Source organism: Mitsuokella apri (assembly GCF_047974105.1).
Taxonomy (GTDB): Bacteria; Bacillota; Negativicutes; order Selenomonadales; family Selenomonadaceae; genus Mitsuokella.
The window spans coordinates 255,582-281,714 of sequence record NZ_JBHYRS010000003.1; the positions used below are offsets into that span (position 1 = coordinate 255,582).

Consider the following 26,133-nt stretch of genomic DNA (forward strand, 5'->3'; position numbering starts at 1 on the left):
GGAGAGCGAAAGAGATGCAGTACAGAAAAGCAACATTTGCCGATATTGAAGAAATCTATCACCTCGTTAACGACTACGCAACGGACGGCATCATGCTGGCGCGTTCGCGCAATACTCTTTATGAGACACTGCGCGATATGATTGTCGCCGTCGATGAAAACGGCAAAGTCGTCGGTGTCGGCGGCCTGCACATCATCTGGGACCGGCTCGCAGAGGTGCGCACGATGGCCGTGTCGCCTGAAATGACGCGCCGTGGCATCGGTGCGGAAATCGTGCATCGTTTAATTGAAGAAGGCGATGCTCTCGGTGTTGAGAAGTATTTCACGCTGACGTACAAGCCCGGCTTCTTCCAAAAACTCGGCTTTCAGACCATCACAAAAGAAGAACTGCCGCATAAAGTATGGAAGGAATGCATCGACTGCCCGAAGTTCCCGAACTGTGATGAGATTGCCATGGTTCGCGTCTGAGTGTACAGTAAGGCAGATAATCGATACAACTGTACAGTTTTTTATAAAATAATCGAAAAAGCATTGACATTATGTAATGGTTCTGCTATAGTAACATACATCAGGCAGATACGAAGTGTATCTGCAGTATGATGAAAAACGCGAAGACTGAGAGAAGTAATTCGGATTCTCCTTTTTAGAGAGCGGCGGGCCGGTGAAACGCTGCAGGGAGAACGAATGAAATACACTCATGAGCAGCGGGCTGAAATCAGAACGTAAGAGAGTAGGCTTTGCCGGAACGCCACCGTTATCAGAGGCTAGGATATGGTTGTATCCGAAGTGAGAGGCTTGCGTCAGCAAGCAGGGTGGTACCACGGGTATATCAGCTCGTCCCTGTAGAGGGGCGGGCTTTTTCTATTCTTCGGGGATTGTTAGGAGGAAAGCCATTATGATCATTGTCATGAAACCGGATGCCACGAAAGAGAATATCGAGAAAGTCGAAGAACGCCTGCATCAAGTCGGACTCAAGGCCCATCTGTCGACCGGCGAGGACTGCACGATTATCGGCGTCATCGGCGACCGCAAGAAAATCGCGAATCTTGAGGTTAGCATGCTCGAGGGCGTGGAAAAGACGGTGCGCATCACGGAAAAATATAAACTCGTCAGCCGCCATTTCCATCCAGAAGACACGATTGTCGACGTCGACGGCGTCAAGATCGGCGGCAAAGAAGTCGTCGTCATGGCAGGGCCCTGCTCCGTTGAGAGCATCGACCAGCTGCGTGAGGCTGCAAAGGCGGTCAAGGCCGGCGGTGCCAAATTCTTGCGCGGCGGTGCGTTCAAGCCGCGCACGAGTCCATACGATTTTCAGGGACTCGCAGAAGAAGGACTCAAGATGCTGCGTCAGGTAGCCGATGAGGAGGGCCTCAAGGTCGTCACGGAAATTGTCGACAAGGACGATATCGAGCTCGTTGGCAAATACGCGGATGTCTATCAGGTCGGTGCGCGCAATATGCAGAACTTCCAGCTTTTAAAGGCTCTTGGCAAGGCAAAGAAACCAGTCATGCTCAAGCGCGGCCTCGCGGCGACCATCAGCGAATGGCTCAATGCTGCCGAATACATCATGGCGGGCGGCAATGAGCAGGTCATTTTCTGTGAGCGCGGCATCCGCACGTATGAGACGTTTACGCGCAACACGCTCGACCTCAGTGCTGTCGCTGCCATCAAGGAACTTTCGCATCTGCCGATCATCGTCGACCCGAGCCACGGCACGGGCCGCTGGGAAATGGTCCGTCCGATGGCCCGTGCCGCCGTCGCCGCCGGCTGCGACGGCCTCATTATCGAGGTTCATCCGCATCCGGAAGTCGCGCTTTCTGACGGCGACCAGAGCCTCACGCCGAAAAATTTCAATATCCTGATGGGGGAGCTCGGCAAAATCTGCGAGGTTATGGGGCGTACGTTATGAGCAATATGAGCAACGATACGAATAAAATGAAACTGGCCATCATCGGCGTCGGCCTGATCGGCGGTTCTCTGGGACTCTGCCTCAAGGACAAACTCGGTGATGATATCTACATTACAGGCCTCTGCCGCACGCAGAAATCCATGGACCGCGCCGTGGCCCTCGGTGCCGTCGACTATGCCTCTGCCGATATCGAAAAAGTTGTCGGCGGCGCGGACATCGTCTTTTTGAGTCCGCCAGTGCTGCAGATTGTGCCGATGGTGGAAAAAATTCTGCCATACCTCAAGAAGGGCTGTATCCTCACCGATGCGGGCAGCACAAAGGGCTATATCTGGCAGCATCTGCAGAAAATCCTGCCGAAGGATATTTACTACATCGCGGGCCATCCGATGACGGGCCGCGAGAAGAGCGGCGTCGATGCCGCCATGAAGGACCTTTTTGTCGGCAAGGCCTATGTCATTGTCGAGGATACCGGCGCACCGCCGGAGGCTCATAAAAAACTCATGAGTGTCCTCAAGTACACAGGGGCAAACTTCACGACCCTTGATATCCGCAAGCACGACCGCTGCGCCTCGGTCATCAGCCATGTGCCGCACGTCACGGCGGCAGCCCTTGTCACGCTGCTGAACCGTTCGGGCGATGACCGCGAGTCCTGCATCAAGCTCATTGGCGGCGGCTTCCGCGATACAACGCGCATCGCCTCGTCGAATGCCGATATGTGGGCCGATATCTGCATGACAAATGGCGAGGCCATTACAAATGATTTACGTCAGCTGCAGGACCTTCTTGGCGAAGTCATCGTGGCGATTGAGCATCACGACCGCCAGACGGTGCACGATTATTTTGCCGCTTCCAAACAGCTGCGTGACAAACTGCTGCTCGATGCCAGCAAGAAATTCGACCCGAACTGATTCTTCAGTCAGCGAGCTTTTTCTCTCACAATTCCCTATAGATGGAAACACCCAGTCTGCGGAATGGCAATTCTTTGCGGAATGGGTGTTTTCTTTTGCTGACAGTTCTTGCTGCACATAGTATAATAGAAGGAAAGAACAAGAAACGAAGAACGAGGGGAACATAAAACATGAAAGTCGATTTAAATGAACTGGCCGCAGCTTTTGCCCAGTCGGACGTGCGTCAGGGCTATGTGGACCTCAGAAAAGGAAAAGTCATCCTGCTCGATGAGGATATGGCCGAGGAGGATACGCTCCATCATGCTTTTGACCTCGAAGATGACTGGGAACATTATATCCCGCTGCCCAATGTCATGGACGAGGATGAACACGCGATGATGAAGGCCTTTGCGGAGAACCAGAGAGACGATTTCAAGGCGCGTCTCCTGGAGGCCCTGCAGGGGCGGGGCGCTGCTTCGCGCTTTCACCATCAGGTCCGTCATCTTCTGCTGAAGCCGGCTTGGGAAGCCTTCAAGCTGACGTATCTGCGCGATGTTGCGCGCGACTGGTGCGAAGAAAACGCCGTCGCTTACGAAGAATAAGAAGCATAGAGCATAAAAATAAAATATCCCCACTGCAGGTACGTTTTGAGCGATGGGGAGTCTGTCGAGGCATTTTGTCAATGTGCCAGGATTTTTCAGGATTTTTAGGAGGTCTTTGTTATGTCACTGATCAAAGGATTGCATCATGCTGCACTCAAATGCTCCTGCCAGGCAGAATTCCAGGAAGCCATTCACTTCTATAAAGAAGTCCTCGGTCTGCCCGTGAAGCGTTCATGGGGTGAGGGCGACGAAGCCGGCATCATGTTCGATACTGGTGCCGGCCTCATCGAGATTTTTGCTAAGGGCGGCGAAAACCACGAGGAAGGCTCGGTCCGCCATTTCGCTCTGGCAACGGATGATACGGATGCCTGCGTCAAGACCATCCGCGATGCCGGCTACAAGATTACGGTGGAGCCGACGTCCATGACCATCCCAGCTGAGCAGGACTTCCCAGTCCGCATTGCCTTTGCCATCGGTCCGTGCGGCGAGACCATCGAGCTCTTCAAGGAGTGCTGAAGACCGCGGCGTGATTTTGTCTGCAGGCAAAAGAATCCTCATCGGCAGGTTAAATATGCTGATGAGGATTCTTTTTTGCAGGGAAAAGCCTGTTGGAAAGCGAATATAAAGACAAAGATTCAGCGGTATACATCAGGGCGGCAAATTATCGCAAATTATAATTATATTGAAGGGCTTGAGGTGTTTTATGGAACAGACAAGTGAAAGAGTAAAAAAAGCTTTGGCATACAAAAGATCGATGAACTGTGCACAGGCCGTACTCATGGCGTATCAGAAGGAACTCGGCAAGACGCAGGAAGAGCTCATGGCCCTGGGCGATGCCTTTGGCCTCGGCATGGGCGGCATGGAGGCGACCTGCGGCGCTTTGACAGGAGCAGCCATGGTGCTTGGCCTGCTCAATAAAGAGGGCAAAGAGCCTTCGAAGATGCTTATGAACCGCGTGCTGCATCGCTTCGAAAAAGAGGCCGGTGCGACGCGCTGCAAAGATTTGAAGGGCGTCGGCACGGGCAAAATGCTCTGTTCCTGCGACGACTGTGTGCGCATTGCCGTACAGGAGCTTGATCAGGTACTGGCAAATCGCGCACAGCAGGACGATTTTTCGTGATATTGTGCGTTTCGCAGGTACATTTGTCATATATTTCCTCTGGAAACGAAAAATATGTTACAAAACGCTATAGATAATCAAAAAACTATGATATAATGGAAGCCATCAGATTATCGAGAGGAGAAAATCGAATGGAAATGCAAATGGAATTCATCCGGAAACTGCCTTCGCCACAGGAGCTCATGGAGCAGTTCCCGATTGATGAACGCGTCAAAAAAATCAAGGCACAGCGCGATAAAGAAATCGCCGATATCCTGACGGGCAAGGACAACCGTTTCCTTTTAATCATCGGCCCGTGCTCGGCTGACAATGAGGAGGCCGTGCTCGACTATATGCACCGCCTCATGCCGGTACAGGAACAGGTCAAGGATAAAATCTTCATCGTGCCGCGCGTCTACACGAGCAAGCCGCGCACGATTGGCATTGGCTACAAGGGCATGCTGCATCAGCCGGACCCTGAGGGCAAGGAGGATATGCTCGGCGGCATCATCGCGATTCGCGAGATGAACGCGCGCGTCGTGCGTGAGACGGGCTTTACGTGCGCTGAGGAAATCCTGTACCCTGAAATTTACCGCTATTTGTCGGACCTCTTATCTTACGCAGCTGTCGGTGCGCGTTCCGTCGAGGACCAGTTCCACCGCATGATTGCCAGCGGTGTCGGCATTCCGGTCGGCATGAAGAATCCGACTTCGGGCGATATCTCCGTCATGCTCAATTCGATTGAAGCTGCCCAGCACTCACAGGAGTTCCTGTTCCGCGGCTGGGAAGTCCGCACGAAAGGCAATCCGCTCGCCCATGCCATCCTGCGCGGCTACGTTGACAGCTTCGGCAAGAGCCTGCCGAACTATCATTACGAGAATCTGCGCTCGCTCTACGAACTCTACCACAAGCGCAATCTTTCGAACCCGGCCGTCATCGTCGATACGAACCATGCGAATTCGGGCAAGAAGTATCTTGAGCAGATTCGCATTGCCAAAGACGTTGTCAACAGCTGCAAGGTTTCGGACGATATCCGCTCGCTCGTCAAGGGCCTCATGATTGAGAGCTACATCGAGGATGGCAATCAGAAAATCTCGGAAGGCACGTACGGCAAGTCCATCACAGACCCGTGCCTTGGCTGGCCGAAGACGCAGCAGCTCATTTTTGACCTCGCAGAAATGCTTTAAGTTCTATCATATATATAAAGGGGAATTTTATCTATGCTCAATCAGGTTTCTGTATTCACGGAGAATACCAAAGGTGCCCTGCACAAACTGACGTCGGTACTCGCCAATGTCAATATCAACATTTACTCGATGCTCGCCAGCGATAGCGCAGAATTCGGCATCATCCGCCTCGTGCTGACGGACCCGGAACTCGCGGTCAGTGAGCTCAAGAAGGCCGGCTACCAGTGTCATATCGACAAGGTCATCGCCATCGAGATGGGCGATACGCCGGGCAGCCTCGACAAGATTCTGGAAGACCTGCGCGAGGCCAATGTCGCCCTCGACTACCTCTACATCTCCTATGACCGTCAGGCCAGCATGCCGGTCGTCATCTTCAAGACGCGTGAGCCGGAGGCCGAGACGTTCCTGCGCGGCAAGGGCTACAAGCTCGTCAACGAGTTCTAATCCCGTCATAAAAAAATCCCTGTACCAAGCGGTACAGGGATTTTTGTCTGTATGCTGTTGTGGTTTATGTTGTCGCGAATGGCTCAGACGGGCTGTTCGCGGATGAGATTCCAATAGGCATCGGCCACCGAAGAACGCCTGTCTTCGCGGCGGATGATTTGTTCTCTGGAGCGGTCGATTTTGATGCCGTGTGTCGGCATGCTCTGCGGGCGCTGTTTCTGGAAGCGGCGCATCGGGGCCACGCGGCGCGGCGGACCATTTTTCGTCTGCTCAAGCGGCAGGATGTACTGGCTGCCGGCTAAAGATGCGGCAATGGCAGCTTCGTGTGCTGCCTTGTCCGCCGGTACGACGACTTTATTATGCATAAAGGGCAGGGCAACCAGACTGACAAAGAGCAGGACCAGAGAACACTTTTTTTGAATAGCAGAGAATTTTAGCATGATGGGATGCCGGAGCATCCACAATTTCACATCCTTTCCTTCATTTCTATGTTGTTTTTCTTAGTATACGAAACGGCCCTGAAATTTGTCTGTGAGTATGGTCACAAAAAGATTTCAGGGCTGCTTTTTTCTTTTTTGGGGAGGTCCGCTTTAGGCGAAGATGTTAATGAGCACGGTGACGATCGAGGAGTTGACGAAGTCGACGATCAGGGCACCGATGATCGGGATGACGAAGAAGGCTGTCGGGGCGGGGCCGAAGCGCTCGACCATGACGGACATATTCGCAATGGCGTTCGGCGTAGCGCCGAGGCCGAAGCCGCAGGTGCCGGCGGCCATGACGGCAGCCTCGTAGTTGTGCCCCATGACGCGGAACAGCACGAAGCGGACGAAAAGCGCGATAAAGAGGACCTGACTCGCGAGCATGGCCATCAGGGGAATGGCGAGGTCCGAAAGCTGCCAGAGCTTCAGGCTCATGAGCGCACACGAGAGGAAGATCGTCAGGCCAAGGTTGCCGAGAACTTCGCTTTCGCGCTGATAGACTTTATAGGCGTGCGTGCCGTCGGCGACGTTGCGGATGATGGCAGCGACGAGCATGGAGCCGATGTAGCCCGGGAAAATCAGGCCGATATTGCTGAAGAACTGGCTGACGACGGTGCCGAGGCCCATGGCGAGCAGCAGATGGGCGAGGGCGTTCATAAAACGGTAGTTGTTGATGCTCTGGCCGGTACGCTTTTCTTCATCGATAGCCTTGCGCTCGCCGTGGGCGGCCTGCTCGAGCTTTTCGACTTCATCATGCGAGTTTTCGGGGTCGAGGCGTTCTTCATCGGCGATGCTGAAGAGGTGGTTGCGGCGCACGAGAAGTTCGCCCATCGGGCCGCCTAAAAGACTTCCCGAGACGAGGCCGAACGTCGCAGCAGCAAAGGCAATCGTCGTTGCATTGTCGAGGCCGACGCTCTCAAGCACAGGTCCGAACGAGCCCGACGTGCCATGGCCGCCGACCATCGGAATCGAACCCGTCGCGAGCCCCATCAGCGGGCTCAGGTCAAAGACCTGTGCGAGCGCAATGCCGATGATGTTCTGGCAGACAATGAGGACGGCTGTGAGGACGGCCATTTTGGCGACGAGCGAGCCGCCCTTTTTGATGAGGCTGATGCTCGCCGTGTAGCCGATGCTCGTGAAGAACAGCATCATGCAGACGTTCTGCATGATGGTATCCTGCTCGTACGACCAAATGCCGTTTGTGTAGAGGATGTCATTGAGGACCGCGAAGAGAATACCTCCGACCACTGGGGCTGGAATGCAGTACTTGCGCAAAAACGGCACCTTCAGGCGCAGAAGCACGCCGACATAGTAAACCGCAACGGCTGCGGCCAGGGTCTGGTAGATGTTGAGACTGACTTGCATGGTGAAACTTCCCTTTCTGGTGTATTTTAATGAGTTGCTTTCTCAATCATTCGAGTGTAATTTTGTAACACGCTTACTATCATAACAGAAAAGCTTTTGAGATACAACACTTTTGTTATAGTAAAAATGATTTTTCTATATACTTTTGGTATACTGCAGACAGGGAGAGGCATTTGCCGGCAGCCGTATATTTCTCATGTACAGCTGCGCGGAAAGCTATTGCATTGACCGAAAAAAGCATGTATAATAAGACTCTAGTATGATTATGATTTAAGTTTGCAAGGAAGGATACGGAGCGTATCCCTTTTATTTTATAGGAGGCAGATTACAAGTAATGAGTATGACGACTAATGACAAGCTCAGAAATATCGCGATCATCGCTCATGTCGACCACGGCAAGACGACGCTCGTCGATGCCATGCTGAAGCAGAGCCATGTTTTCCGTTCGAATGAACAGGTGGCAGAACGTGTAATGGACTCGGGCGATATCGAGCGTGAGCGCGGTATCACGATCCTCTCGAAGAACACGGCCATCATGTACAACGGCATCAAGATCAACATCGTCGATACCCCGGGCCATGCCGACTTCGGCGGCGAGGTTGAGCGTGTCCTCAACATGGTCGATGGCGTCCTGCTGCTCGTCGATGCCTTTGAAGGCCCGATGCCGCAGACGAAGTACGTCCTGCGCAAGGCCCTTGAGCAGAAGCTTAAGCCGATCGTCGTCATTAATAAGATTGATAAGCCAAACCAGCGTGTCGACGATGTTTACGATGAAGTCCTCGAGCTCTTCATGGAACTCGATGCTGACGATGATCAGCTCGATTTCCCAGTCATCTACGCGACGGCCCGTGACGGTATCGCAAAGTATCATATGGAAGACGAGAGCACGAACCTCGAGCCGCTGATGGAGACAATCGTCAAAGAGATCCCGGCTCCGCACGGCGACCCGGAGGGCCCGCTGCAGATGATGGTCACGACGCTTGAGGCAGACGACTATGTCGGCCGCGTCGCTGTCGGCCGCATCAGCCGCGGCACGGCGCGCACGAACCAGAACGTCGTTCTCATTAACGGCGATCAGGAAATCCGCGCGAAAATCGGCAAGGTCTTCGTCTATCAGGGCATGCAGCGCATCGAGGTGCCGGAAGCATCGATGGGCGAAATCGTCGCGCTGACGGGCCTCGGCGATGTTTCCATCGGCTACACGGTCGCTGACGCTGAGCAGCCGGAGGCACTGCCGGCTATCCGCATCGACGAGCCGACTCTGTCGATGACGTTTGGCGTCAACACGAGCCCGTTCGCCGGCCGCGAGGGCCAGTTTGTTACGTCGCGTCACCTGCGCGACCGCCTGTTCAAGGAAGTCGAGACGAACGTCGCCATGAAGGTCGAAGAGACGGATTCGCCGGATGTCTTCAAGGTTTCGGGCCGCGGCGAGCTGCATCTTTCCATCCTCATCGAGGAGATGCGCCGCGAGGGCTACGAGCTGCAGGTCGGCAAACCGGAAGTTGTCTACAAGACGATTAACGGCCAGCTCTGCGAGCCGATCGAGAACCTGACGGTCGAAGTTCCGCAGGAATACATGGGCGCTGTCATGGAAGGCCTCGGCACGCGCAAGGCCGAGCTCACGAACATGACGGAGACGGCTGGTTACATGCGCCTCGAGTTCACGATTCCAGCGCGCGGCCTCATCGGTTTCCGCTCGGAGCTTTTGACGAGCACGAAGGGCAACGGCATCATGAACCATGTCTTCCATGGCTATGCACCGTACAAGGGCGATATCCCGGGCCGTACGCGCGGTTCCCTCGTTGCGTTCGAGCAGGGCGAGACGACGGGCTACGGCATCTACACGCTGCAGGACCGCGGCACGATGTTCATCGGACCGAACGAGCAGGTCTACGAAGGCATGATCGTCGGCGAGAACTCCCGCGAGAACGATATCGATATCAACCCGTGCAAGAAGAAGAACGTCTCCAACATGCGTACGTCTTCTTCGGATGAGGCCATCCGCCTGACGCCGCCGCGCATTCTCTCGCTTGAGCAGGCCATCGAGTACATCAACAGCGATGAGCTCGTCGAAGTCACGCCGGAGCACATCCGCCTGCGCAAGGCCATCCTCGACCGCACGGTCCGCGGCCGCAACGCTAAGAACGCACGCAAAGGTTAATAAATACAGGCAGACGGCTCATTTGTCTGCTTTCAAAATCCCGCTGAAGCTTTTGGCTTCGGTGGGATTTTTTTCTGCAGACTCGTTGGCGTGACCGTATCACTTGCAGTTTCCTCTGCGGCGGCGATATAATGGAAGAAAAGATATGAAATAAAAAGAAATGAGATAAATGAAAGAGGTGCAGCGCATGAATGAAAATGAACGCGAGGAACGCCGGGAGGAAGAACCAAGAGTCCGCGTGATGTCGCAGGATGAGACAGAAAATTACCGCGGCGTGACGATTGAGGAAAATCCAGACAGTGGCAAAGAAGAACGGGCAGAAGAGACGTCGTATCAGCAGCAGAATCCATTTGGCACAGGCAGCAGAATCCATATCCATACCTTTCCATCGCAGTCCCAGCATGGCATGAGCTGGCTGACCAAGGCAGCGCTGATAGTCGGCGGTGCTGCGGTGCTGGGCTTTTTCTTTTTTGTGGCCCTGCCTTTCCTGCTCATCGCCGTCGGCGTCGGTGTGGCAGCCTGGCTGCTCTTCCAGTGGCTGCGGGGCTGATTTGTATAAGAAAAACACTATATTATACATAGATATATTGGTATTCGACTTATAGTCTGACAACGGTTATAATAAAAATCAAGAAGAGAAGAACAGCAAAAGGTTGTGATGAAAATCACAAAAAACTGTTCAACGGCTTATTGATTTTGAAAATGTATAGGAAAATGTGTATAGTGTATAAGATGGGAGAGATCACAATGCGCAAGGAAGAAGCCGTAAGCCGCATGACGGATGTCATGGCGAAATTCGTCGCCTTCACGGGCAAACGTCTGCCGGATGATGTGCGCGAGAAGATTGCAGAGCTCGCAAAGCAGGAAGAAGAGCCCCTCGCTAAGGCCATCTATGAGACGATGGAACGCAATCAGGAGCTCGCGATGAAGCTCAACCGCCCGAGCTGTCAGGATACGGGCGCACTGCAGTTCTTCATCAACTGCGGCAGTGAATTCCCGTACATGGCTGAGCTGCCGGCCCTGCTGCGTCAGGCTGTCGTTCAGGCTACGAAAGACGCGCCGCTGCGCCACAACGCTGTCGAGACGTTCGATGAGTACAACACGGGCAAGAATGTTGCGAAAGGGATTCCATCCATTTTCTGGGATATCGTACCGGAAAGCAGTGACTGTGAAATCTACACGTACATGGCTGGCGGCGGCTGCTCGCTGCCGGGCCATGCGAAAGTCCTGATGCCGGGCGAAGGCTATGAAGGCGTCACGAAATACGTGCTCGACGTCATGACGAGCTACGGTCTCAATGCCTGCCCGCCGCTCCTGGTCGGTGTCGGCATCGGCACGTCCGTCGAAGTCGCCGCCCTGCAGTCGAAAAAAGCTCTGCTGCGCCGCATCGGCTCCCATAATCCAAATCCAAAAGCGGCCAAAATGGAACAGCTGTTGGAAGACGGCATCAACGCCATCGGCCTTGGTCCTCAGGGCCTGCGCGGCAAAAACTCCGTACTCGGTGTCAACATTGAAAACAGTGCACGTCATCCGTCGGTTATCGGCGTTGCCGTCAATGTCGGCTGCTGGTCGCATCGCCGCGGTCACATCGTATTTGACAAAGAACTCAATTACACGATCGATTCGCATTCGGAGGTGGATTTCTGATGGCTAAGAAAGTACTCACGACGCCAATCAGCGCAGAAGATCTCGAGGATATCCATGTTGGGGATGTCATTTACCTGACGGGCAAGCTCACGACCTGCCGCGATGTTGCCCATCGCCGCGTTATTGAAGAAGGCCGCGAACTGCCGGTCGATATCAAGGACGGTGCCATTCTGCATGCCGGTCCGATTATCCGTCCGCTTGGCGATGACCAGTACGAAATGGTCACGGTTGGCCCGACGACTTCGATGCGCATGGAAAAATTTGAAGAAGAATTTATCGAGAAGACAGGTGTACGCCTAATCGTCGGCAAGGGCGGCATGGGGGAAGGCACGATGCGCGGCTGCCGTGACCATAAGGCGCTGCACTGTGTTTTCCCCGCAGGCTGTGCTGTCGTGGCTGCGACCTGCGTGGAGAAAATCCTTTCGGCCAACTGGAAAGACCTCGGCATGCCGGAAACGCTCTGGACCTGTCAGGTCAAGGAATTCGGCCCGTTGATTGTCTCGATTGACACGCACGGCAACAACCTCTTTGAAGAAAATAAAGTCATCTTCAACGAGCGCAAGGACAAGGTTTATGAAGAAATCGCCAAGCAGGTCGGTTTCATCAAATAAAATTTGACTTACAACAGCAAAAGCCATCGCTGCAGGCATGTCCCGGGCGATGGCTTTTTTGCGTTTGTGGATAGAAGAGGCATGATGTGAAATTTTGTACAGGCAGGCATGGCGTTGTATAATGGAGACAGCTATTTTAGAGGAGTGATATGCTTGGATTTATTTTCTTTTCTCGATAAGACTGTTTCACCTTATCACGCAGTGGCGGCTGGAGCTGACGAACTGCATAAGGCGGGCTTTCGCGAACTGCATCTTGAGGATTCGTGGCACCTGCAGGCCGGCAGGGCCTATTTTGTCCGCGTCTTTGATTCGACACTCGTGGCTTTTCGCATTGGCGAGTCGCCGCGCCGTCATCTGCACATCGCGACGGCTCATACCGATTTTCCATGCCTGCGCGTCAAGACGGCAGCTCTTGCCAGGACACAGGCTTATGGCAGGCTCAATGTTGAAATATACGGCGGCATGATAAGGAGTTCGTGGCTTGACCGCCCGTTATCGCTTGCCGGCAAGGTCGTCTTGTCTGGTGAAAATCCCTACGAGCCGGAAACGCACCTTGTCGATATCGGCCGACCGCTTTTGACCATCCCGCATCTGGCCATCCATATGAACCGCAAAGTCAATGAGGGCGAGACGCTCAATCCGCAGAAGGACATGCTGCCGCTTTTCACGATGCTGACAGGGGAGACGGACGAGAAGAAACAGGCCGACGCTTTTCCTGATTTTTTAGCTGAGGAATGTCAGCTTGACCGCAGCCGTATTCTTTCATATGACCTCACGGTCTATCCGACGGACGGCCCGTGTTATTTTGGTGCGAAGAACGAATTCATCTCGGCTTCACGCCTTGACAATATGACTTCGGTCTACGCGTGCCTGCAGGGGCTGCTGCAGGGGACGAGCACGGACGGCATCTCGTGCATCGCACTTTTTGACAACGAAGAAGTCGGCAGCAAGACGAAGCAGGGCGCCGATTCCTTTGCCCTGCCCAATATCCTCATGCGCGTCTACAGTTCCTTAGGTTATGGGCAGGATGCGTATTTTGCAGACCTCGCCAAAGGATTTTTGTTCTCGCTTGATGTTGCCCATGCCCTGCACCCCAATGCCCCTGAAAAGAACGACATTACGAATTTCCCAAAGCTCAACGGCGGCGTAACAATCAAAGCGGCCTGCAGCCAGGCGTATGCCGGTGACGCAGAGGCCATTGCTGTGGCCAAGGCCCTCTGCAAAGCTCATGATATCCCGTACCAGATGTTCCTGAACCGTTCCGATATTCGCGGGGGTTCGACGCTCGGCTCTATGCTCACGGCCAATATGCCGATGCGCGCCATGGACATCGGCGCGGCCATCCTCGCGATGCATTCGGCGCGCGAGACGATGGGGGCTGCTGACCAGCAGGCCCTTGATGCCCTGCTCAAGGCCTTTTTCAGCCGTTGATAATAAGGAGTGCCCTTTAGAGGAAGAAAGTCCGCTGTTTATGGACGAGTGTGCTTCTTGTTGACTTTTCTCTGTAATGTTGTTAAACTTAGAAACTATAAAATACTTCGAGTAAAACCGAGGACGTGATCTCTATGAAGAAAGAATACCGCTCCTGGTACAGCGACAGGCTGCACCGTGAAATGAATATCCGCGTTTATGGCCATACGGGCACACCGCTCCTGATTCTGCCGACCCAGGATTCCATGTGCGACAACTTCGAGAACTTTGGCATGATCGATGTGCTTGCACCGGAAATCGAAGCTGGCAAAATCCAACTGTTTGCCGTTGACACTGTCGACAAAGAGACGTGGTCAAATGTCTGGGGTGACAAGGGCTGGCGCGCCTGGCAGCAGGAAAACTACTATAATTACCTCATTGAGGAAGTCCTGCCGTTCATTCGTCAGGAAAATGGTACGGGCCGTCTGCCAATCGCAGTTGGCTGCAGCCTTGGCGGCCTGCACGCAGCCATCGTCTTTTTCCGCCGTCCGGAACTCTTCGGCGGCATGATGTCGCTTTCAGGCGTTTATGACGCCAAATTCTTCTTTGACGGCTGGGAAGACGGCACGCTTTATCAGAACTCACCGGTTGACTTCCTTGCCAATATGCCGGCTGACCATCCGTATATCCCGATTTATAATGAAAAGAAAATTGTGCTCTGCGTCGGCCAGGGCCGCTGGGAAGACGAAGGCCGACGCACGACTGCCATCATGCGCGACATCATGAATGCCAAAGGCATCCATGCCTGGGTCGACTTCTGGGGCTACGATGTCGACCACGACTGGTGCTGGTGGAAAAAACAGATCCGCTACTTCCTGCCGTATGTCCTTGGCGAACAGGGATAAGCGCACTGCATCGACTTTATTTTGATTTTGACTGAAGAAAGGAATCTTGCTAGAATGAATTTCATCTTTATCTCGCCGCATTTCCCGAAACATTATTGGAACTTCTGCGACCGCCTGAAGAAAAACGGCGTCAATGTACTCGGCATCGGTGACAGCCCTTATGATGAACTTTCGGAAGAACTCAAGAATGCCCTGACGGAGTACTACTATCTGCCGCATCTCGACGATTACGACCAGATGGTCCGCGCCGTCGGTTTCTTCACCTTCAAGTACGGCAAGATTGACTGGATTGAGTCGAACAACGAGTTTTGGCTTGAGCAGGACGCACGCCTGCGTACGGATTTCCATGTGACGACGGGCGAGCAGATTGAAAACATCGGCCGCATCAAGAACAAGTCAGCCATGAAAGCCTATTATAAAAAAGCCGGCGTGCCGACGGCCAGACTCCATAAAGTCACGTCGTTTGAGGCCGGCCGCGATTTTGCACACATGGTCGGCTACCCGGTCATCGTCAAGCCGGATAACGGTGTCGGCGCGTCTGATACCTACAAACTGCACAATGACGATGAACTCGCGTACTTCTATGCGACGAAGCATCCGATTCCGTACGTTATGGAAGAGTTTGTCAAAGGACAGATTTTCTCGTACGATGCCATTCTCGACTCGCATTCGGAGCCTCTTTTCGAATCGATGACGGCTTGGCCGCCGTCCATCATGGACATCGTCCTGAAGAACCTCGACCTCGCGTACTATACGGCTGCCGGCATGCCCGAAAATCTGCGCCGCGCCGGCCGTGCGACGGTCAAGGCCTTTGGCGTGCGCAGCCGCTTTGTGCATCTCGAGTTCTTCTGCCTCGCCGAGGATAAAGAGGGCCTTGGCAAGGCCGGTGACTTTGTCGGCCTTGAAGTCAACATGCGTCCGGCGGGCGGCTACACGCCGGATATGATGAATTATGCGCATGCGACGGATGTCTATAAGATTTGGGCGGACATGGTCACGTACGACAAGCGCCTGCTGCCGGATTCCGGCCATCACTGCTACTGCGTTTATGCGGGCCGCCGCGACTGCTACCAGTACCAGCACAGCCATGAGGAAGTCATGGCGCGCTACGGCAAAAATATGGTCATGTGCGAACGCATGCCAGAGATGATGGTGCCGCAGATGGGCAACCAGATGTACACGGTCAAGCTGCCGTCGCAGGAAGCCACGGAAGAATTCATCCATTTCGTGCAGGACCGCTGATTTTACAAAACGTTAACCTGCACACAACAAACCATCCCTGCTTAGAGAGTACAATGATATTGTTCAGAAATGAAGTATCAGGCATTCCTCTAGGCAGGGATGTCTTTGTTTGGGAGGAATCGGCATGAAAATGCAGGCACAGCACCTCAATCTGTATTACGGGACGCATCAGGCTCTGTTTGACGTTTCGCTGGAGGTGCCGGAAAATAAAGTCGTCGCCCTTATCGGCCCTTCGGGCTGCGGCAAATCTACATTCCTGCGTACACTCAACCGCATGAATGATTTGATTGAAGGGGTACAGATTGACGGCAAAATCACGCTCGACGACCGTGATATCTACGATAAGGACGTAGACCTCGTCAATCTGCGCAAACGCGTGGGCATGGTTTTCCAGCGTCCAAATCCGTTCCCGATGTCCATTTACGATAATGTAGCCTATGGCTGCCGCGTCCATGGACTCACGGACAAGAAGCGCCTCGATGAAATCGTCGAGAAGAGCCTGCGCGGCGCCGCCCTCTGGGATGAGGTCAAGGACCGCCTCGATGCTTCGGCCATGGGCATGTCCGGCGGCCAGCAGCAGCGTCTCTGCATCGCACGTGTCATGGCCGTCGAGCCGGAAGTCGTCCTGATGGATGAGCCGTGCTCCGCCCTCGACCCGATTTCAACGATGAAGATTGAGGAACTCGTACAGGAAATCAAGAAGGAATACACGATTGTCATGGTCACGCATAACATGCAGCAGGCCGCCCGTGTTTCCGACTATACGGCATTCTTCCTCAACGGCAAGCTCATCGAGCACGACACGACGGACGTCATCTTCACGAAACCGCACGACAAGAAGACGGAAGACTACATCACAGGGAGGTTCGGCTGATATGGAACGCCAAACTAGACAGGAATACATCCACGACCTCGAAGTCGTGCAGGAACTCGTTGCCTCAATGGGGGACAAAGCCCTTAAAAATGTCGAGAATGCTATGACGGCACTGCTTGATGACGATGCTGAACTTGCCAAAAAAGTCATGAAAGCCGACGATGAAATCGATGACATGATTGTCGACGTCGAGGATAAATGCATCCTGCTCATTGCCAAACAGCAGCCGATTGCCCACGACCTGCGCGTCATTGCGACGGGCTTCAAGATTTCGACGGATATCGAACGCATTGGCGATCACGCTTTTGACATTGCCAAGACAGCTCTTGCCGTTGAGGAACAGCTGAATCCTGAGTGCAGGCGCTGGATTAAAGAGCTCGGCGACTGCGCGGCCGACATGCTGCGCATGGCAGTCAAGGCCTACCGCGACAACAACGTACAGGAAGCCGACGAAGTCCGCAAGATGGACAAGCACATGGATACGGTATTTGAGCACACGTTCTATGCACTGTCTGACTTCGTCACAAAAGAGGGCGCCCGTCAGAAAGGTGCCACGCAGCTGCTGTTCATCGCGCGTTTCCTTGAACGCATTGGCGACCACGCCGTAAATATCGCGGAATGGGTCATCTATCTTGAAACTGCAGAACGCATCCATCAGAAGAAAAACCGTCTAATTTAAAGCAAAGAAATATAAAGAGCACCTATCTTGTTTTTTAAGATTGGTGATTTTGGCTGTCATCATCCATGCCGTCCCCTTTAGGGGAAGGTGGGCCTGCAGGGCTCGGAAGGGGGAAACGCCCCTTCTTTTTTTGCGCAAAATTTCGCAGCAGGGAAATATACAGTACTTGTCGAAATGTATAAGACAGCAAAATGAGATGAAGGAAGGCGATTTTATGCGCATAGCCCATGATAAGATGATTCGCGGGGACATTTATCTGCCGACCGACGATTCCCTGATGGCCGAGCAGTTCGACTGCATGGAAAAGCTCTACGATTACAATATGACGCGGCCACATGAGCAGGAGAAACGCCAGCAGATGCTGAAAGAGATGTTTGCGGAAATCGGCGAGGACTGTTATATCGAGCCGCCGCTGCACGCGAACTGGGGCGGACGCCATATGCACCTTGGCCGCAATGTCTACGCCAATTACAATCTGACGGCCGTTGACGACTGCGATATCTACATTGGCGACTTCACGATGATTGGCCCGAACGTCACGCTGGCCACGGCCAACCATCCGCTGGCCCCGGAACTGCGCGAGAAGGGCTATCAGTACAATCTGCCCATCCATATCGGCAAAAACGTCTGGCTTGGCTCAGGCGTCATCATCGTGCCGGGCGTGACAATTGGCGATAATTCCGTCATCGGTGCGGGCAGTGTCGTGACAAAGGATATTCCAGCTGGTGTACTGGCCTTTGGCGTGCCGTGCCGCGTGCAGCGCAAACTCGGTGACAAAGACTGGGAGTTTTATCATAAAGGACGGAAAATGCCCGACGAACTCAAGAAACTGCGCCGCGTCGGCAAAGAGGCCGAGGTTTGAGACGAATCATCGCATAGAGCCATATATATAATAGAGCCATATATATAATAGAAGGGAAGTCTGCTTTTATGAGTACGAATAAAACGATGGATGTATTTACCTGCATCGAGACGCGCCACAGCACGCGCAAATTCAAGGAAGAGCCTGTGCCGGACGAGCTTCTTCAAAAAGTTGTCGAAGCCGGCCGCCGCGCACCTGCCGGCAAGCATATGAACCAGAGCCATTACCTCGTTATCCGCAAAAAAGAAGTCCTCGACAAACTCGCGGAGCTCGTACAGCAGGAGTTTGCCAAAATGGAAGTCACGCCGGAAAATGACGATAACTATGGCGGTGCCATCCGCGCTGCGAAAAAAGGCAATTACCGTTTCCTTTACAATGCGCCGGTCTTAATCGTTGTGGCCAATAAGAAGAACTACGGCAATAACTTTGCCGATGTTTCGTGCGCCATGCAGAACATGATGCTCGCGGCCAATGCCCTGGACCTCGGCTCATGCTGGATCAATCAGCTGCGCTGGCTGCAGGACAATCCCGTCCTTGTGGCCTATCTCCGGACCCTCGGCATGGCGGAGGACGAAGCCGTCTATGCATCGCTGAGCCTCGGCCTGCCGGACCTGCCAAACGGTCTGCCGCCGCGCAATGTCCTTCCCGTCAAAGGAAATCCTGTCACCTATATCGACTGAGAAAACGAGGTGCGTCATGCATACGGATTTCAAGATTGTCTGGCTCATGCGTCATGGCCAGAGTGTCGGCAACGTCGACCAGCCGACGCAGAATCACGCGGATATCCCGCTGACCGGCCTTGGCAGGGAGCAGGCAAAAAGGCTTGCCGGACGCCTTGACAAAAAGCCCGAGCTCATCGTCATGTCCTCTTTCCTGCGGGCCCAGCAGACGGCCGAACCGCTGTGCGAAAAATATCCCGACGTGCCGACGGAAATCTGGCCCGAAACGGCAGAATTTACCTATCTTTCGCCCGCGCGCTGCCGCAACACGCGCCGCAGCGACCGCATCCCGCTCGTTCGGGAATACTGGCAGAGACAGGACCCCGACTACCGCGACGGCGGCGGGGCCGAATCCTTTGCCGACTTTGTCAAAAGGGCAGAGGTCATCCATGAGCGGCTGCTCCAAAGGCCTGAGACCGACATCGCGATTTTTTCCCACGGCCAGTTCCTAAACTGCCTTATTGATGTATCCATCCATCCCTATGCCGCAAACGCCGAACGCATGGCCCGCTTCCGCAGACTGCCCGAACTTCCAAACGCCGGGCTCATCTATTTGCTGCTGCCGTTTGGCGAGTAAGGGATGATGCCTGTTTAGACGATGATATTCTACTTAGCCTGAGGCCAAAGCCTGCCTGTGCCAGCACGAAGGCTTTGGCGGCAATGTCTGGGCGGCATATCACTTCTAAAAAATATTGTTCAAATAAAAAGACCTGCAAATTTTGCAGGCCTTTTGTCATGCATCAAGCATGAAGTGCGTTGTTCTGAGAAAGAAGATAGACGCAGTATTGATTTAAACTGATTCCTTCGCGCTTCGCGCGCTCCGCTAATTTTTTGTGTAAGCTCTTAGGCAGGCGAAGTTTGAACTGGCCGGAGTAGGATTCAATTTTTGTCGGTTCCGGAATCGGATAGCCATCTTCTAAGGCTGCTCCCAGCCAGGCTTTTTTTGCATCTTTGATGTTTTTCATCGCTTCATCGATTGTTTCACCGCAGGACAGGCAGCCGGGGAGTTCGGGAATCGCCACCGTATAGCCGCCAACTTCCGGATCTTCATAAATTTCCGTACGATAAGGTAAAGAAAGATAATAATCGATATTCTTCATTTCAAATCACCTTCTCTTTCCACAGCATTTCTTACCATTTCCACATAAATTTTCTTGATGGGATTATGCGCTGGTATCGTAATGGGGGCACATCCCTGTTTGCGAAATGTATAATGGCTGCTGCCGCCTTTCGGCTGATTTTCTTTGTAGCCGATTTTTATAAGGATCTTTCGTATTTCTTGAAACTGCATATCGCTGGGGAGGGAATATAAACGAAGCAATAACTTTTCCCACTTGGACAATATTCTCACCTCTGATATTATTATAATCTGATACCGTATATGGTGTCAACAAGGCTCATTTTTCCCGCAGATGAAAATTCTGCGGGATTTTTCTTTGTAATAAAAAATAATTCTTGATTTCCAAAGTGTGGTATGGTATTATATAACCATAGAAATTGATATTAATTATCACTGAAAATAAATAAAGCTAAAGTGCTTGAATTTGAAAGGAGATTTATCATGTCGTTAATTAACAAAGAGGTAAGTGAGTTTTCCGTAAAGGCTTTTCAGAACAATGATTTCCACACGGTGACCAAGGCAGATCTCCTTGGCAAGTGGAGTGTATTCTTCTTCTATCCGGCAGATTTCACGTTTGTCTGCCCGACGGAGCTTGAAGACCTCGAGAATCATTACGATTCCTTCAAGAAAATCGGCTGCGAGATTTATTCGGTTTCCTGCGACACGGAGTTTGTGCACAAGGCATGGCATGACCATTCGGAACGCATCAGCAAATTGACGTACCCGATGCTGGCTGACCCGACGCATGCACTTTCGCGCGACTTTGAGGTCCTGATTGAGTCGGCTGGTGTAGCCGAGCGCGGCACGTTCATCATCAATCCGGAAGGCAAAATTGTCGCGTACGAAGTCAACGCCGGCAATGTCGGCCGCAATGCCGACGAGCTTCTGCGCAAGGTACAGGCCTGCCAGTTCGTCCACGAACATGGCGACGAGGTCTGCCCAGCAAAATGGCAGCCGGGTGCCGAGACGCTGAAACCGAGCCTTGACCTTGTAGGAGCACTCTGATGCCTGCAAAGGATGGCGAACTTTACGACGTCATCGTGATTGGCGGCGGTCCGGCGGGCCTGACGGCAGCGATTTATCTCGCGAGGGCCTGCTACCGCGTGCTGGTCGTCGAAAAAGAACATTTCGGCGGCCAGCTCACCATCACGGAACGCGTCGTGAATTATCCGGGGATTGCTTCCATCAGCGGGGCGGCCCTGACGGAACACATGCGCCAGCAAGCCGAAGCTTTTGGCGCAGAATTCAAGCTCGCGACAGTCACTTCGCTCGATATGACGGGGGATATCAAGACAGTCAACACCTCGCAGGGACCTCTTAAATGTTTTGGCGTACTGCTGGCAGCAGGTGCACGCCCGAGGTCCGCTGGCTTCAAGGGCGAAGATGAATTCCGCGGCCGCGGCGTTGCCTACTGTGCGACCTGTGATGGGGAATTTTTCCGCGATTTGCCGGTTTTTGTCATCGGCGGCGGCTATGCGGCGGCAGAGGAAAGTGTCTTTTTGACAAAATACGCGTCGCATGTCACCTGTCTTGTGCGCGGTGATGACTTTTCCTGCGCGGAGCAGACGGCAGAAGAGGCAAAGGAGAATCCAAATATCACGGTGCTGACCAATACCGTGGTCGAAGCAGCCGAGGGCGATTCGATGCTGCGCAGCCTGACGTATAAGAATACGAGGACTGGTGAAGTCAAGACGTATACGGCGCCTGAGGGCAAGACGTTTGGCCTGTTTGTCTTTGCCGGTTATGAGCCGGCGACGGAACTCGTCAAAGGCATTGCGGCGCGCAATGATAAGGGCTATGTCATCACGGATGAAAACATGAAGACGACTTGCGATGGCCTTTATGCAGCCGGCGATATCCGCATCAAATCGCTGCGTCAGTGCATCACGGCGGCTGGCGACGGGGCCCTTGCGGCAACAGAGCTTGAGCGCTATGCCTTGGCGATGCAGAAAAAGACAGGCATTCGCCCGCTGCGTCCTGCGGCAGAGAAGAAGGAAGCTCCTGCTGCCAAAGATGCGGCAGCAGCGCCGGCTGCTTCGGCCAGCGGCCTTTTCCAGCCGGAAATCGTCGCCCAGCTCCAGACGGTCTTTGCCCGCATGGAGCATCCTTTGGAACTTCGTCTGTTCCTTGACGATTCGGCAGCCAGTCAGGAGCTCGCTGCTTATATGAAGGAGCTCCGCAGTCTGACGGACAAACTGCAGGTTACAAGGGCAGCAGCAGACGAAGATGCAGGTGAAAAGCCGTGTGTCCGCGTCTATCGTCAGGACAAGAGCTTTGCAGGGTTAGCCTTCCACGGCGTGCCGGGCGGCCATGAGTTCACGTCATTTGTACTCGGGCTGTACAATGCCTCAGGCAAAGGGCAGGCCGTTGAGGAAAATCTGCGCCAGCAGATCCTCGCTTTTGACAAACCATGTCACTTGCGCATTTTTGTCAGCCTTTCCTGCACGATGTGTCCGGAGCTCGTCACAGCAGCACAGCGCATGGCGACGCTCAACAGCAAGATCACGACAGGTGTCTACGACCTCAACCGCTATCCGGACCTGCAGAAAAAATATCAGGTCATGAGTGTGCCGTGTTTCTTTATCAACGACAGCGGACCTGAGTTCGGCAAAAAGAATATCGCTCAGCTTTTCAACATGATTTCACAGTCGTGAACATCATCCCAAAAGATAAAAGAGAAAAGTAAGGCTTATCCAGCTGTAAAAGGCAGGATAGGCCTTTTTTCTTGTAAAACCAAAAAACAATACAGATGGAACACTTGATTCGTTTTAGTTAAAATTGTATAATAGAAATGTCGGAAAAATAGAATGATTCGTATTTTATAGCAAAGAGAAGAGGTCTTTTTATGCTGGAACGACTAAAACGTCAGGTTGTCCGCTATGCCCAGCAGGCAGAACGCGAGGGGCTTTGCAGGCATCGCTCGGGCAATTTCAGTATTCATGATAAGGAGACAGGCTATATCGTCATCACGCCGACGGGCATGGACCGCGCGGAAATGCTGCCAGAAGATGTCGTCGTCATCGATATGCAGGGAAATGTTGTCGAGGCGCTGACCGGCAAAAAGCCGACGAGTGAGAGCATGATGCATATGGCCGTTTACAAGGCAAGGCCGGAAGTCGGGGCCATCGTCCATACACATTCGAAGAATGCGACGGCTTTTGCCGTCATGAACAAGCCGATTCCTGCAATTGTCTACGAACTTTTCCTGCTCGGCTGTAAAAAGGGCTATATCCCTGTCGCGCCGTACGGCAGGCCGGGCACAAAGGAACTTGCAGAATCCGTGCTGAAGCCGCTTTCCATCTCCGATGTCGCGCTTATGCAGGCCCATGGCGTCATTGCCGTGGCAGGAGACCTCAAGGAAGCACTGCTGCGCGCAAGTTACGTTGAAGAGCTCGCGGAAATCTACTATAAAACGCTGACCGTGCTTGGCCATGAGCCGGATGTCGTGCCCGTAGAAGAGCTTGCCAATTGGAAATACCCGGGCAGGCTTTCGTAAGCCAAAACTCTGTCTTGATATGTTGTACGAAACTTTTTGATAAAGTGAATCTATCTAAATCCTGACGTAAAACTGCATAAGAATCGATGGGGGAATTCAATTGACCGAAGAGAAGAATATCATGGATTATGAGACCGTGGCACTCGATGATACGGAACACGCGCTGGTCATCATCGATCAGACGAAGCTGCCGGGGAAGACGGAGCTTCTGCATCTTACGACGCAGAAGGAAATCTGGGTGGCCATCAACACGCTGGCTGTGCGCGGGGCTCCGGCCATTGGCGATGCGGCGGCCATTGGCATTTACCTTGCGGCGCGTGAAATCGAGACGGATGATTACGATGCGTTCCTTGCCGGGTTCCGCAGGGCCAAGGATTATCTCGATTCCTCGCGGCCGACGGCCGTCAATCTCTCGTGGGCACTCAAGCGCATGGAACAGGTGGTCTTGAAGAATAAGGGCAAATCCGTCGCAGAAATCAAACAGCTGCTGCACGACGAGGCTGTGAAGATTAAAGACGAGGATATATGGATCTGCAGCAAAATTGGGGAGTACGGACTGACGCTCGTCAAAAAGGGCGATGGCCTCCTGACGCACTGCAATGCCGGACAATTGGCAACGGCTAAATACGGCACGGCTACAGCGCCGATGTATCTCGGCCACAAGAAAGGCTATAATTTCCATGTTTTCTGTGATGAAACGCGTCCGCAGCTGCAGGGGGCAAGGCTGACTTCTTATGAACTCAGCGCTTCGGGCCTCGATGTGACGCTGATTTGCGACAATATGGCCTCGTCCGTCATGAAGAATGGCTGGGTACAGGCGATTTTTGTCGGCTGTGACCGCGTGGCCGCAAACGGCGATGTCGCGAATAAAATCGGCACGTCAGGCGTGGCCATTCTTGCGAAATACTACGGCATTCCGTTCTACGTCTGCGCGCCGACTTCGACTCTTGACTTTGCGACGCCGACAGGCAGCGAAATCAAGATTGAGCAGCGTCCGCCTGAGGAAGTCACGGAAATGTGGTACAAGGAACGCATGGCGCCGAAAGGCATCAAGGTCTACAATCCCGCTTTTGACGTGACCGACCACAGCCTCGTCACGGCGATTGTCACCGAATACGGCATCGCGCGTGCCCCGTATGATGTTTCCCTGCAGGAAATCCGCAAAAAATGCGGCAGAGCCTGAGACTTCGGGGCAGAATTAAGAGCAGCATCCATCAGGGCAGAAGCTGTAAAGGCTGAAAGTCCCGGTAGTCGCCGGAGACGAGATGATAGTCAATGCCGTGGAAGTTTCCCTCAATGCTGTCATGGAAGCGTTCTTCGCCGTGGCAGTGGGAGTAGATGACCTGACCTGCTCCGTAATCTTCGGCTATTTTGGTAAAGATGCTCTCTTTTTCGAGGATGTTTGTCGGCGGGTAGTGCAGGAACATGATGAATTTCTCGAAACCGGCCCTGCGGGCGGCCTCAAAGGAAACGCGCAGCCGTTCGGCCTCGCGTGCGACGAGCTTCTGGGCATGTGCTTCGTTTTCCTCATCCCAGCCGATGATGCGGCCGGCACGGTCGAGGTAGAACGGCCCTTCAAACGTATAGCCCTTCGTGCCGACGAGGGCATAATCTTCATACGCAAAAAAATTATTCTGCAGGAAAGACAGCCTGCCTTCGAACTGACGGTTGAGGGCGGCTGTCTTTTTGGCGTCCCAGAACATGTCGTGGTTGCCGCGCAGCAGGATCTTGCGTCCCGGCAGCGACTCGATAAAACCTAGGTCTTCTGTGCACTGCGGAAGCTTTCGTCCCCACGAATGGTCGCCCGTCACGACGAGCGTGTCGTCGGGGCTGATAAGATCCGTGCAGTTTTTCCGTATCTTTTCTTCATGGTGATGCCAGACCGGCCCGAAGACGTCCATGGATTTGTCAGGGACCTGAAACGAGAGATGAAAATCTCCGAGGGCAAAGAGTGCCATATAATCTTCCTTCCTAAATATATAGTATTAAACATATCTTACATCTGCGAAGCCGCTGCTGTTATTCGGTTTCATCTTAGCATAAATTCCGGTATTCTGCCAGAAGAGCAGGACTGACCGATATGGCCCTTGCAGGCAGCAGGATTCTGCGTTTTTTCCGCGAATTGTACTATATCAGATAGATCGCAAAAAGAATGGGGGAATTTTTATGACGAGGGAACTGCCAAAACACGGGGAAATCTGGAGACACTTTAAGAATCATCTTTATGAAATCATCGAATGTCCGGTCATTCATACGGAAACGGATGAACGCATGGTCTGCTACCGTGCCCTGTACGGCAGCTACGGTGTCTATGTCCGGCCGCTCCTGATGTTCATGAGTGAAGTCGACCACGAGAAATACCCGGAGGCCGGGCAGAAGTACCGTTTTGAGAAATTCCAGTGATGGTTTCGCTCTGTCCGGCAGATATGATATAAT

30 protein-coding genes and 1 other annotated feature are annotated in these 26,133 nt (G+C 53.2%); of the genes, 25 read left to right on the forward strand and 5 right to left on the reverse strand.

Annotated elements, in window-relative coordinates:
* The first annotated feature begins 14 nt into the window (after window positions 1–14).
* The 8 genes from ACE419_RS06160 (at window position 15) to ACE419_RS06195 (ending at window position 6,127) form a co-directional block, all read left to right on the forward strand.
* Complete coding sequence (locus ACE419_RS06160; RefSeq protein WP_432647306.1) at window positions 15–467, forward strand: N-acetyltransferase; 453 nt, start codon at window positions 15–17, stop codon at window positions 465–467.
* A gap of 134 nt (window positions 468–601) precedes the next feature.
* Window positions 602–844 (forward strand) — a binding site (T-box leader).
* A 50-nt stretch (window positions 845–894) separates the two neighbouring features.
* Entirely contained in the window at window positions 895–1,908 is a 1,014-nt protein-coding gene (gene aroF / locus ACE419_RS06165) for a 3-deoxy-7-phosphoheptulonate synthase (protein ID WP_435721366.1), read from the forward strand.
* Entirely contained in the window at window positions 1,905–2,816 is a 912-nt protein-coding gene (locus ACE419_RS06170; protein ID WP_435721367.1) for a prephenate dehydrogenase, read from the forward strand. The genes aroF and ACE419_RS06170 overlap by 4 nt, the downstream gene beginning before the upstream one ends.
* A 170-nt stretch (window positions 2,817–2,986) precedes the next feature.
* A complete protein-coding gene (locus ACE419_RS06175; RefSeq protein WP_435721368.1) occupies window positions 2,987–3,397 on the forward strand; it encodes a UPF0158 family protein in 411 nt (136 codons plus the stop codon).
* A gap of 120 nt (window positions 3,398–3,517) precedes the next feature.
* Window positions 3,518–3,913, forward strand: coding sequence for a VOC family protein (locus tag ACE419_RS06180; RefSeq protein WP_432647302.1), 396 nt, complete (start codon window positions 3,518–3,520; stop codon window positions 3,911–3,913).
* A 220-nt stretch (window positions 3,914–4,133) separates the two neighbouring features.
* Window positions 4,134–4,517, forward strand: a complete 384-nt coding sequence (locus ACE419_RS06185) for a C-GCAxxG-C-C family protein (protein ID WP_435721369.1) — start codon at window positions 4,134–4,136, stop codon at window positions 4,515–4,517.
* A gap of 131 nt (window positions 4,518–4,648) precedes the next feature.
* On the forward strand, window positions 4,649–5,683 hold the full coding sequence (locus ACE419_RS06190) for a 3-deoxy-7-phosphoheptulonate synthase (protein ID WP_432647300.1): 1,035 nt from the start codon (window positions 4,649–4,651) through the stop codon (window positions 5,681–5,683).
* Between the two features lie 33 nt (window positions 5,684–5,716).
* Window positions 5,717–6,127, forward strand: a complete 411-nt coding sequence (locus ACE419_RS06195; RefSeq protein ID WP_432647299.1) for an ACT domain-containing protein — start codon at window positions 5,717–5,719, stop codon at window positions 6,125–6,127.
* 83 nt (window positions 6,128–6,210) lie between these two features.
* Here ACE419_RS06195 and ACE419_RS06200 read toward each other — a convergent pair whose 3' ends face one another.
* Together ACE419_RS06200 and gltS are read right to left on the reverse strand one after the other, a co-directional pair.
* Window positions 6,211–6,597: a hypothetical protein gene (locus tag ACE419_RS06200; protein WP_435721370.1), complete on the reverse strand. Its 387-nt coding sequence runs from the start codon at window positions 6,595–6,597 to the stop codon at window positions 6,211–6,213.
* Between the two features lie 120 nt (window positions 6,598–6,717).
* Entirely contained in the window at window positions 6,718–7,971 is a 1,254-nt protein-coding gene (gene gltS, locus ACE419_RS06205; protein ID WP_432647297.1) for a sodium/glutamate symporter, read from the reverse strand.
* Between the two features lie 340 nt (window positions 7,972–8,311).
* Between gltS and typA the strand changes: the two genes are divergently transcribed.
* The 12 genes from typA (at window position 8,312) to ACE419_RS06265 (ending at window position 19,658) form a co-directional block, all read left to right on the forward strand.
* Entirely contained in the window at window positions 8,312–10,132 is a 1,821-nt protein-coding gene (typA, locus tag ACE419_RS06210) for a translational GTPase TypA (RefSeq protein WP_435721422.1), read from the forward strand.
* Between the two features lie 187 nt (window positions 10,133–10,319).
* Entirely contained in the window at window positions 10,320–10,682 is a 363-nt protein-coding gene (locus tag ACE419_RS06215; protein ID WP_432648393.1) for a hypothetical protein, read from the forward strand.
* 197 nt (window positions 10,683–10,879) lie between these two features.
* Window positions 10,880–11,779 carry a L(+)-tartrate dehydratase subunit alpha gene (gene ttdA, locus ACE419_RS06220; protein ID WP_432648394.1) on the forward strand — a complete coding sequence of 300 codons (900 nt, stop codon included), beginning with the start codon at window positions 10,880–10,882 and terminating at the stop codon, window positions 11,777–11,779.
* Window positions 11,779–12,390: a L(+)-tartrate dehydratase subunit beta gene (gene ttdB, locus ACE419_RS06225; protein WP_435721371.1), complete on the forward strand. Its 612-nt coding sequence runs from the start codon at window positions 11,779–11,781 to the stop codon at window positions 12,388–12,390. The genes ttdA and ttdB overlap by 1 nt, the downstream gene beginning before the upstream one ends.
* 108 nt (window positions 12,391–12,498) lie before the next feature.
* Window positions 12,499–13,821 (forward strand): M18 family aminopeptidase, encoded by a 1,323-nt coding sequence (locus ACE419_RS06230; RefSeq protein WP_435721372.1) that lies wholly within the window; start codon window positions 12,499–12,501, stop codon window positions 13,819–13,821.
* Window positions 13,822–13,955: 134 nt separating this feature from the next.
* Window positions 13,956–14,705, forward strand: coding sequence for an esterase family protein (locus ACE419_RS06235; protein ID WP_435721373.1), 750 nt, complete (start codon window positions 13,956–13,958; stop codon window positions 14,703–14,705).
* A 54-nt stretch (window positions 14,706–14,759) separates the two neighbouring features.
* Entirely contained in the window at window positions 14,760–15,947 is a 1,188-nt protein-coding gene (locus ACE419_RS06240) for an ATP-grasp domain-containing protein (RefSeq protein WP_435721374.1), read from the forward strand.
* Between the two features lie 118 nt (window positions 15,948–16,065).
* A complete protein-coding gene (gene pstB / locus ACE419_RS06245; protein ID WP_295635395.1) occupies window positions 16,066–16,821 on the forward strand; it encodes a phosphate ABC transporter ATP-binding protein PstB in 756 nt (251 codons plus the stop codon).
* Window position 16,822: 1 nt separating this feature from the next.
* Window positions 16,823–17,500: a phosphate signaling complex protein PhoU gene (phoU, locus tag ACE419_RS06250; protein WP_295635234.1), complete on the forward strand. Its 678-nt coding sequence runs from the start codon at window positions 16,823–16,825 to the stop codon at window positions 17,498–17,500.
* Window positions 17,501–17,714: 214 nt separating this feature from the next.
* Complete coding sequence (locus ACE419_RS06255) at window positions 17,715–18,362, forward strand: sugar O-acetyltransferase (protein ID WP_435721375.1); 648 nt, start codon at window positions 17,715–17,717, stop codon at window positions 18,360–18,362.
* 68 nt (window positions 18,363–18,430) lie between these two features.
* On the forward strand, window positions 18,431–19,042 hold the full coding sequence (locus tag ACE419_RS06260) for a nitroreductase (protein WP_432647935.1): 612 nt from the start codon (window positions 18,431–18,433) through the stop codon (window positions 19,040–19,042).
* Window positions 19,043–19,058: 16 nt separating this feature from the next.
* Entirely contained in the window at window positions 19,059–19,658 is a 600-nt protein-coding gene (locus tag ACE419_RS06265) for a histidine phosphatase family protein (protein ID WP_432647936.1), read from the forward strand.
* A gap of 163 nt (window positions 19,659–19,821) precedes the next feature.
* Here ACE419_RS06265 and ACE419_RS06270 read toward each other — a convergent pair whose 3' ends face one another.
* Window positions 19,822–20,181 carry a type II toxin-antitoxin system HicB family antitoxin gene (locus ACE419_RS06270; RefSeq protein ID WP_432647937.1) on the reverse strand — a complete coding sequence of 120 codons (360 nt, stop codon included), beginning with the start codon at window positions 20,179–20,181 and terminating at the stop codon, window positions 19,822–19,824.
* Window positions 20,178–20,423 carry a type II toxin-antitoxin system HicA family toxin gene (locus tag ACE419_RS06275; protein ID WP_432647938.1) on the reverse strand — a complete coding sequence of 82 codons (246 nt, stop codon included), beginning with the start codon at window positions 20,421–20,423 and terminating at the stop codon, window positions 20,178–20,180. Before ACE419_RS06275 ends, ACE419_RS06270 begins: the two co-directional genes overlap by 4 nt.
* A gap of 219 nt (window positions 20,424–20,642) precedes the next feature.
* Here ACE419_RS06275 and ahpC point away from each other — a divergent pair, with 219 nt between their 5' ends.
* The 4 genes from ahpC (at window position 20,643) to mtnA (ending at window position 24,880) form a co-directional block, all read left to right on the forward strand.
* A complete protein-coding gene (gene ahpC, locus ACE419_RS06280; protein ID WP_435721376.1) occupies window positions 20,643–21,206 on the forward strand; it encodes an alkyl hydroperoxide reductase subunit C in 564 nt (187 codons plus the stop codon).
* The gene (locus ACE419_RS06285) at window positions 21,206–22,855 is read left to right on the forward strand and encodes an FAD-dependent oxidoreductase (protein ID WP_435721377.1); all 1,650 of its coding nucleotides are present in this window, start codon (window positions 21,206–21,208) and stop codon (window positions 22,853–22,855) included. Before ahpC ends, ACE419_RS06285 begins: the two co-directional genes overlap by 1 nt.
* A 191-nt stretch (window positions 22,856–23,046) precedes the next feature.
* Window positions 23,047–23,697 carry a class II aldolase/adducin family protein gene (locus ACE419_RS06290; RefSeq protein ID WP_435721378.1) on the forward strand — a complete coding sequence of 217 codons (651 nt, stop codon included), beginning with the start codon at window positions 23,047–23,049 and terminating at the stop codon, window positions 23,695–23,697.
* 121 nt (window positions 23,698–23,818) lie between these two features.
* On the forward strand, window positions 23,819–24,880 hold the full coding sequence (gene mtnA / locus ACE419_RS06295) for an S-methyl-5-thioribose-1-phosphate isomerase (RefSeq protein ID WP_432647133.1): 1,062 nt from the start codon (window positions 23,819–23,821) through the stop codon (window positions 24,878–24,880).
* A 31-nt stretch (window positions 24,881–24,911) separates the two neighbouring features.
* Here mtnA and ACE419_RS06300 read toward each other — a convergent pair whose 3' ends face one another.
* The gene (locus ACE419_RS06300; protein WP_435721379.1) at window positions 24,912–25,655 is read right to left on the reverse strand and encodes a metallophosphoesterase; all 744 of its coding nucleotides are present in this window, start codon (window positions 25,653–25,655) and stop codon (window positions 24,912–24,914) included.
* 208 nt (window positions 25,656–25,863) lie between these two features.
* Here ACE419_RS06300 and ACE419_RS06305 point away from each other — a divergent pair, with 208 nt between their 5' ends.
* Window positions 25,864–26,100, forward strand: a complete 237-nt coding sequence (locus ACE419_RS06305) for a DUF1653 domain-containing protein (RefSeq protein ID WP_432647128.1) — start codon at window positions 25,864–25,866, stop codon at window positions 26,098–26,100.
* Window positions 26,101–26,133 lie beyond the last annotated feature (33 nt).

Coding starts and splice junctions, on each gene's coding strand:
- ACE419_RS06160 (WP_432647306.1), top strand. CDS start 15: ATGCAGTACAGAAAAGCAACATTTGCCGATATTGAAGAAATCTATCAC.
- aroF (WP_435721366.1), top strand. CDS start 895: ATGATCATTGTCATGAAACCGGATGCCACGAAAGAGAATATCGAGAAA.
- ACE419_RS06170 (WP_435721367.1), top strand. CDS start 1,905: ATGAGCAATATGAGCAACGATACGAATAAAATGAAACTGGCCATCATC.
- ACE419_RS06175 (WP_435721368.1), top strand. CDS start 2,987: ATGAAAGTCGATTTAAATGAACTGGCCGCAGCTTTTGCCCAGTCGGAC.
- ACE419_RS06180 (WP_432647302.1), top strand. CDS start 3,518: ATGTCACTGATCAAAGGATTGCATCATGCTGCACTCAAATGCTCCTGC.
- ACE419_RS06190 (WP_432647300.1), top strand. CDS start 4,649: ATGGAAATGCAAATGGAATTCATCCGGAAACTGCCTTCGCCACAGGAG.
- ACE419_RS06195 (WP_432647299.1), top strand. CDS start 5,717: ATGCTCAATCAGGTTTCTGTATTCACGGAGAATACCAAAGGTGCCCTG.
- gltS (WP_432647297.1), bottom strand. CDS start 7,971: ATGCAAGTCAGTCTCAACATCTACCAGACCCTGGCCGCAGCCGTTGCG.
- typA (WP_435721422.1), top strand. CDS start 8,312: ATGACGACTAATGACAAGCTCAGAAATATCGCGATCATCGCTCATGTC.
- ACE419_RS06215 (WP_432648393.1), top strand. CDS start 10,320: ATGAATGAAAATGAACGCGAGGAACGCCGGGAGGAAGAACCAAGAGTC.
- ttdA (WP_432648394.1), top strand. CDS start 10,880: ATGCGCAAGGAAGAAGCCGTAAGCCGCATGACGGATGTCATGGCGAAA.
- ttdB (WP_435721371.1), top strand. CDS start 11,779: ATGGCTAAGAAAGTACTCACGACGCCAATCAGCGCAGAAGATCTCGAG.
- ACE419_RS06230 (WP_435721372.1), top strand. CDS start 12,499: ATGGCGTTGTATAATGGAGACAGCTATTTTAGAGGAGTGATATGCTTG.
- ACE419_RS06235 (WP_435721373.1), top strand. CDS start 13,956: ATGAAGAAAGAATACCGCTCCTGGTACAGCGACAGGCTGCACCGTGAA.
- ACE419_RS06240 (WP_435721374.1), top strand. CDS start 14,760: ATGAATTTCATCTTTATCTCGCCGCATTTCCCGAAACATTATTGGAAC.
- phoU (WP_295635234.1), top strand. CDS start 16,823: ATGGAACGCCAAACTAGACAGGAATACATCCACGACCTCGAAGTCGTG.
- ACE419_RS06255 (WP_435721375.1), top strand. CDS start 17,715: ATGCGCATAGCCCATGATAAGATGATTCGCGGGGACATTTATCTGCCG.
- ACE419_RS06260 (WP_432647935.1), top strand. CDS start 18,431: ATGAGTACGAATAAAACGATGGATGTATTTACCTGCATCGAGACGCGC.
- ACE419_RS06265 (WP_432647936.1), top strand. CDS start 19,059: ATGCATACGGATTTCAAGATTGTCTGGCTCATGCGTCATGGCCAGAGT.
- ACE419_RS06270 (WP_432647937.1), bottom strand. CDS start 20,181: ATGAAGAATATCGATTATTATCTTTCTTTACCTTATCGTACGGAAATT.
- ahpC (WP_435721376.1), top strand. CDS start 20,643: ATGTCGTTAATTAACAAAGAGGTAAGTGAGTTTTCCGTAAAGGCTTTT.
- ACE419_RS06285 (WP_435721377.1), top strand. CDS start 21,206: ATGCCTGCAAAGGATGGCGAACTTTACGACGTCATCGTGATTGGCGGC.
- ACE419_RS06290 (WP_435721378.1), top strand. CDS start 23,047: ATGCTGGAACGACTAAAACGTCAGGTTGTCCGCTATGCCCAGCAGGCA.
- mtnA (WP_432647133.1), top strand. CDS start 23,819: ATGGATTATGAGACCGTGGCACTCGATGATACGGAACACGCGCTGGTC.
- ACE419_RS06300 (WP_435721379.1), bottom strand. CDS start 25,655: ATGGCACTCTTTGCCCTCGGAGATTTTCATCTCTCGTTTCAGGTCCCT.
- ACE419_RS06305 (WP_432647128.1), top strand. CDS start 25,864: ATGACGAGGGAACTGCCAAAACACGGGGAAATCTGGAGACACTTTAAG.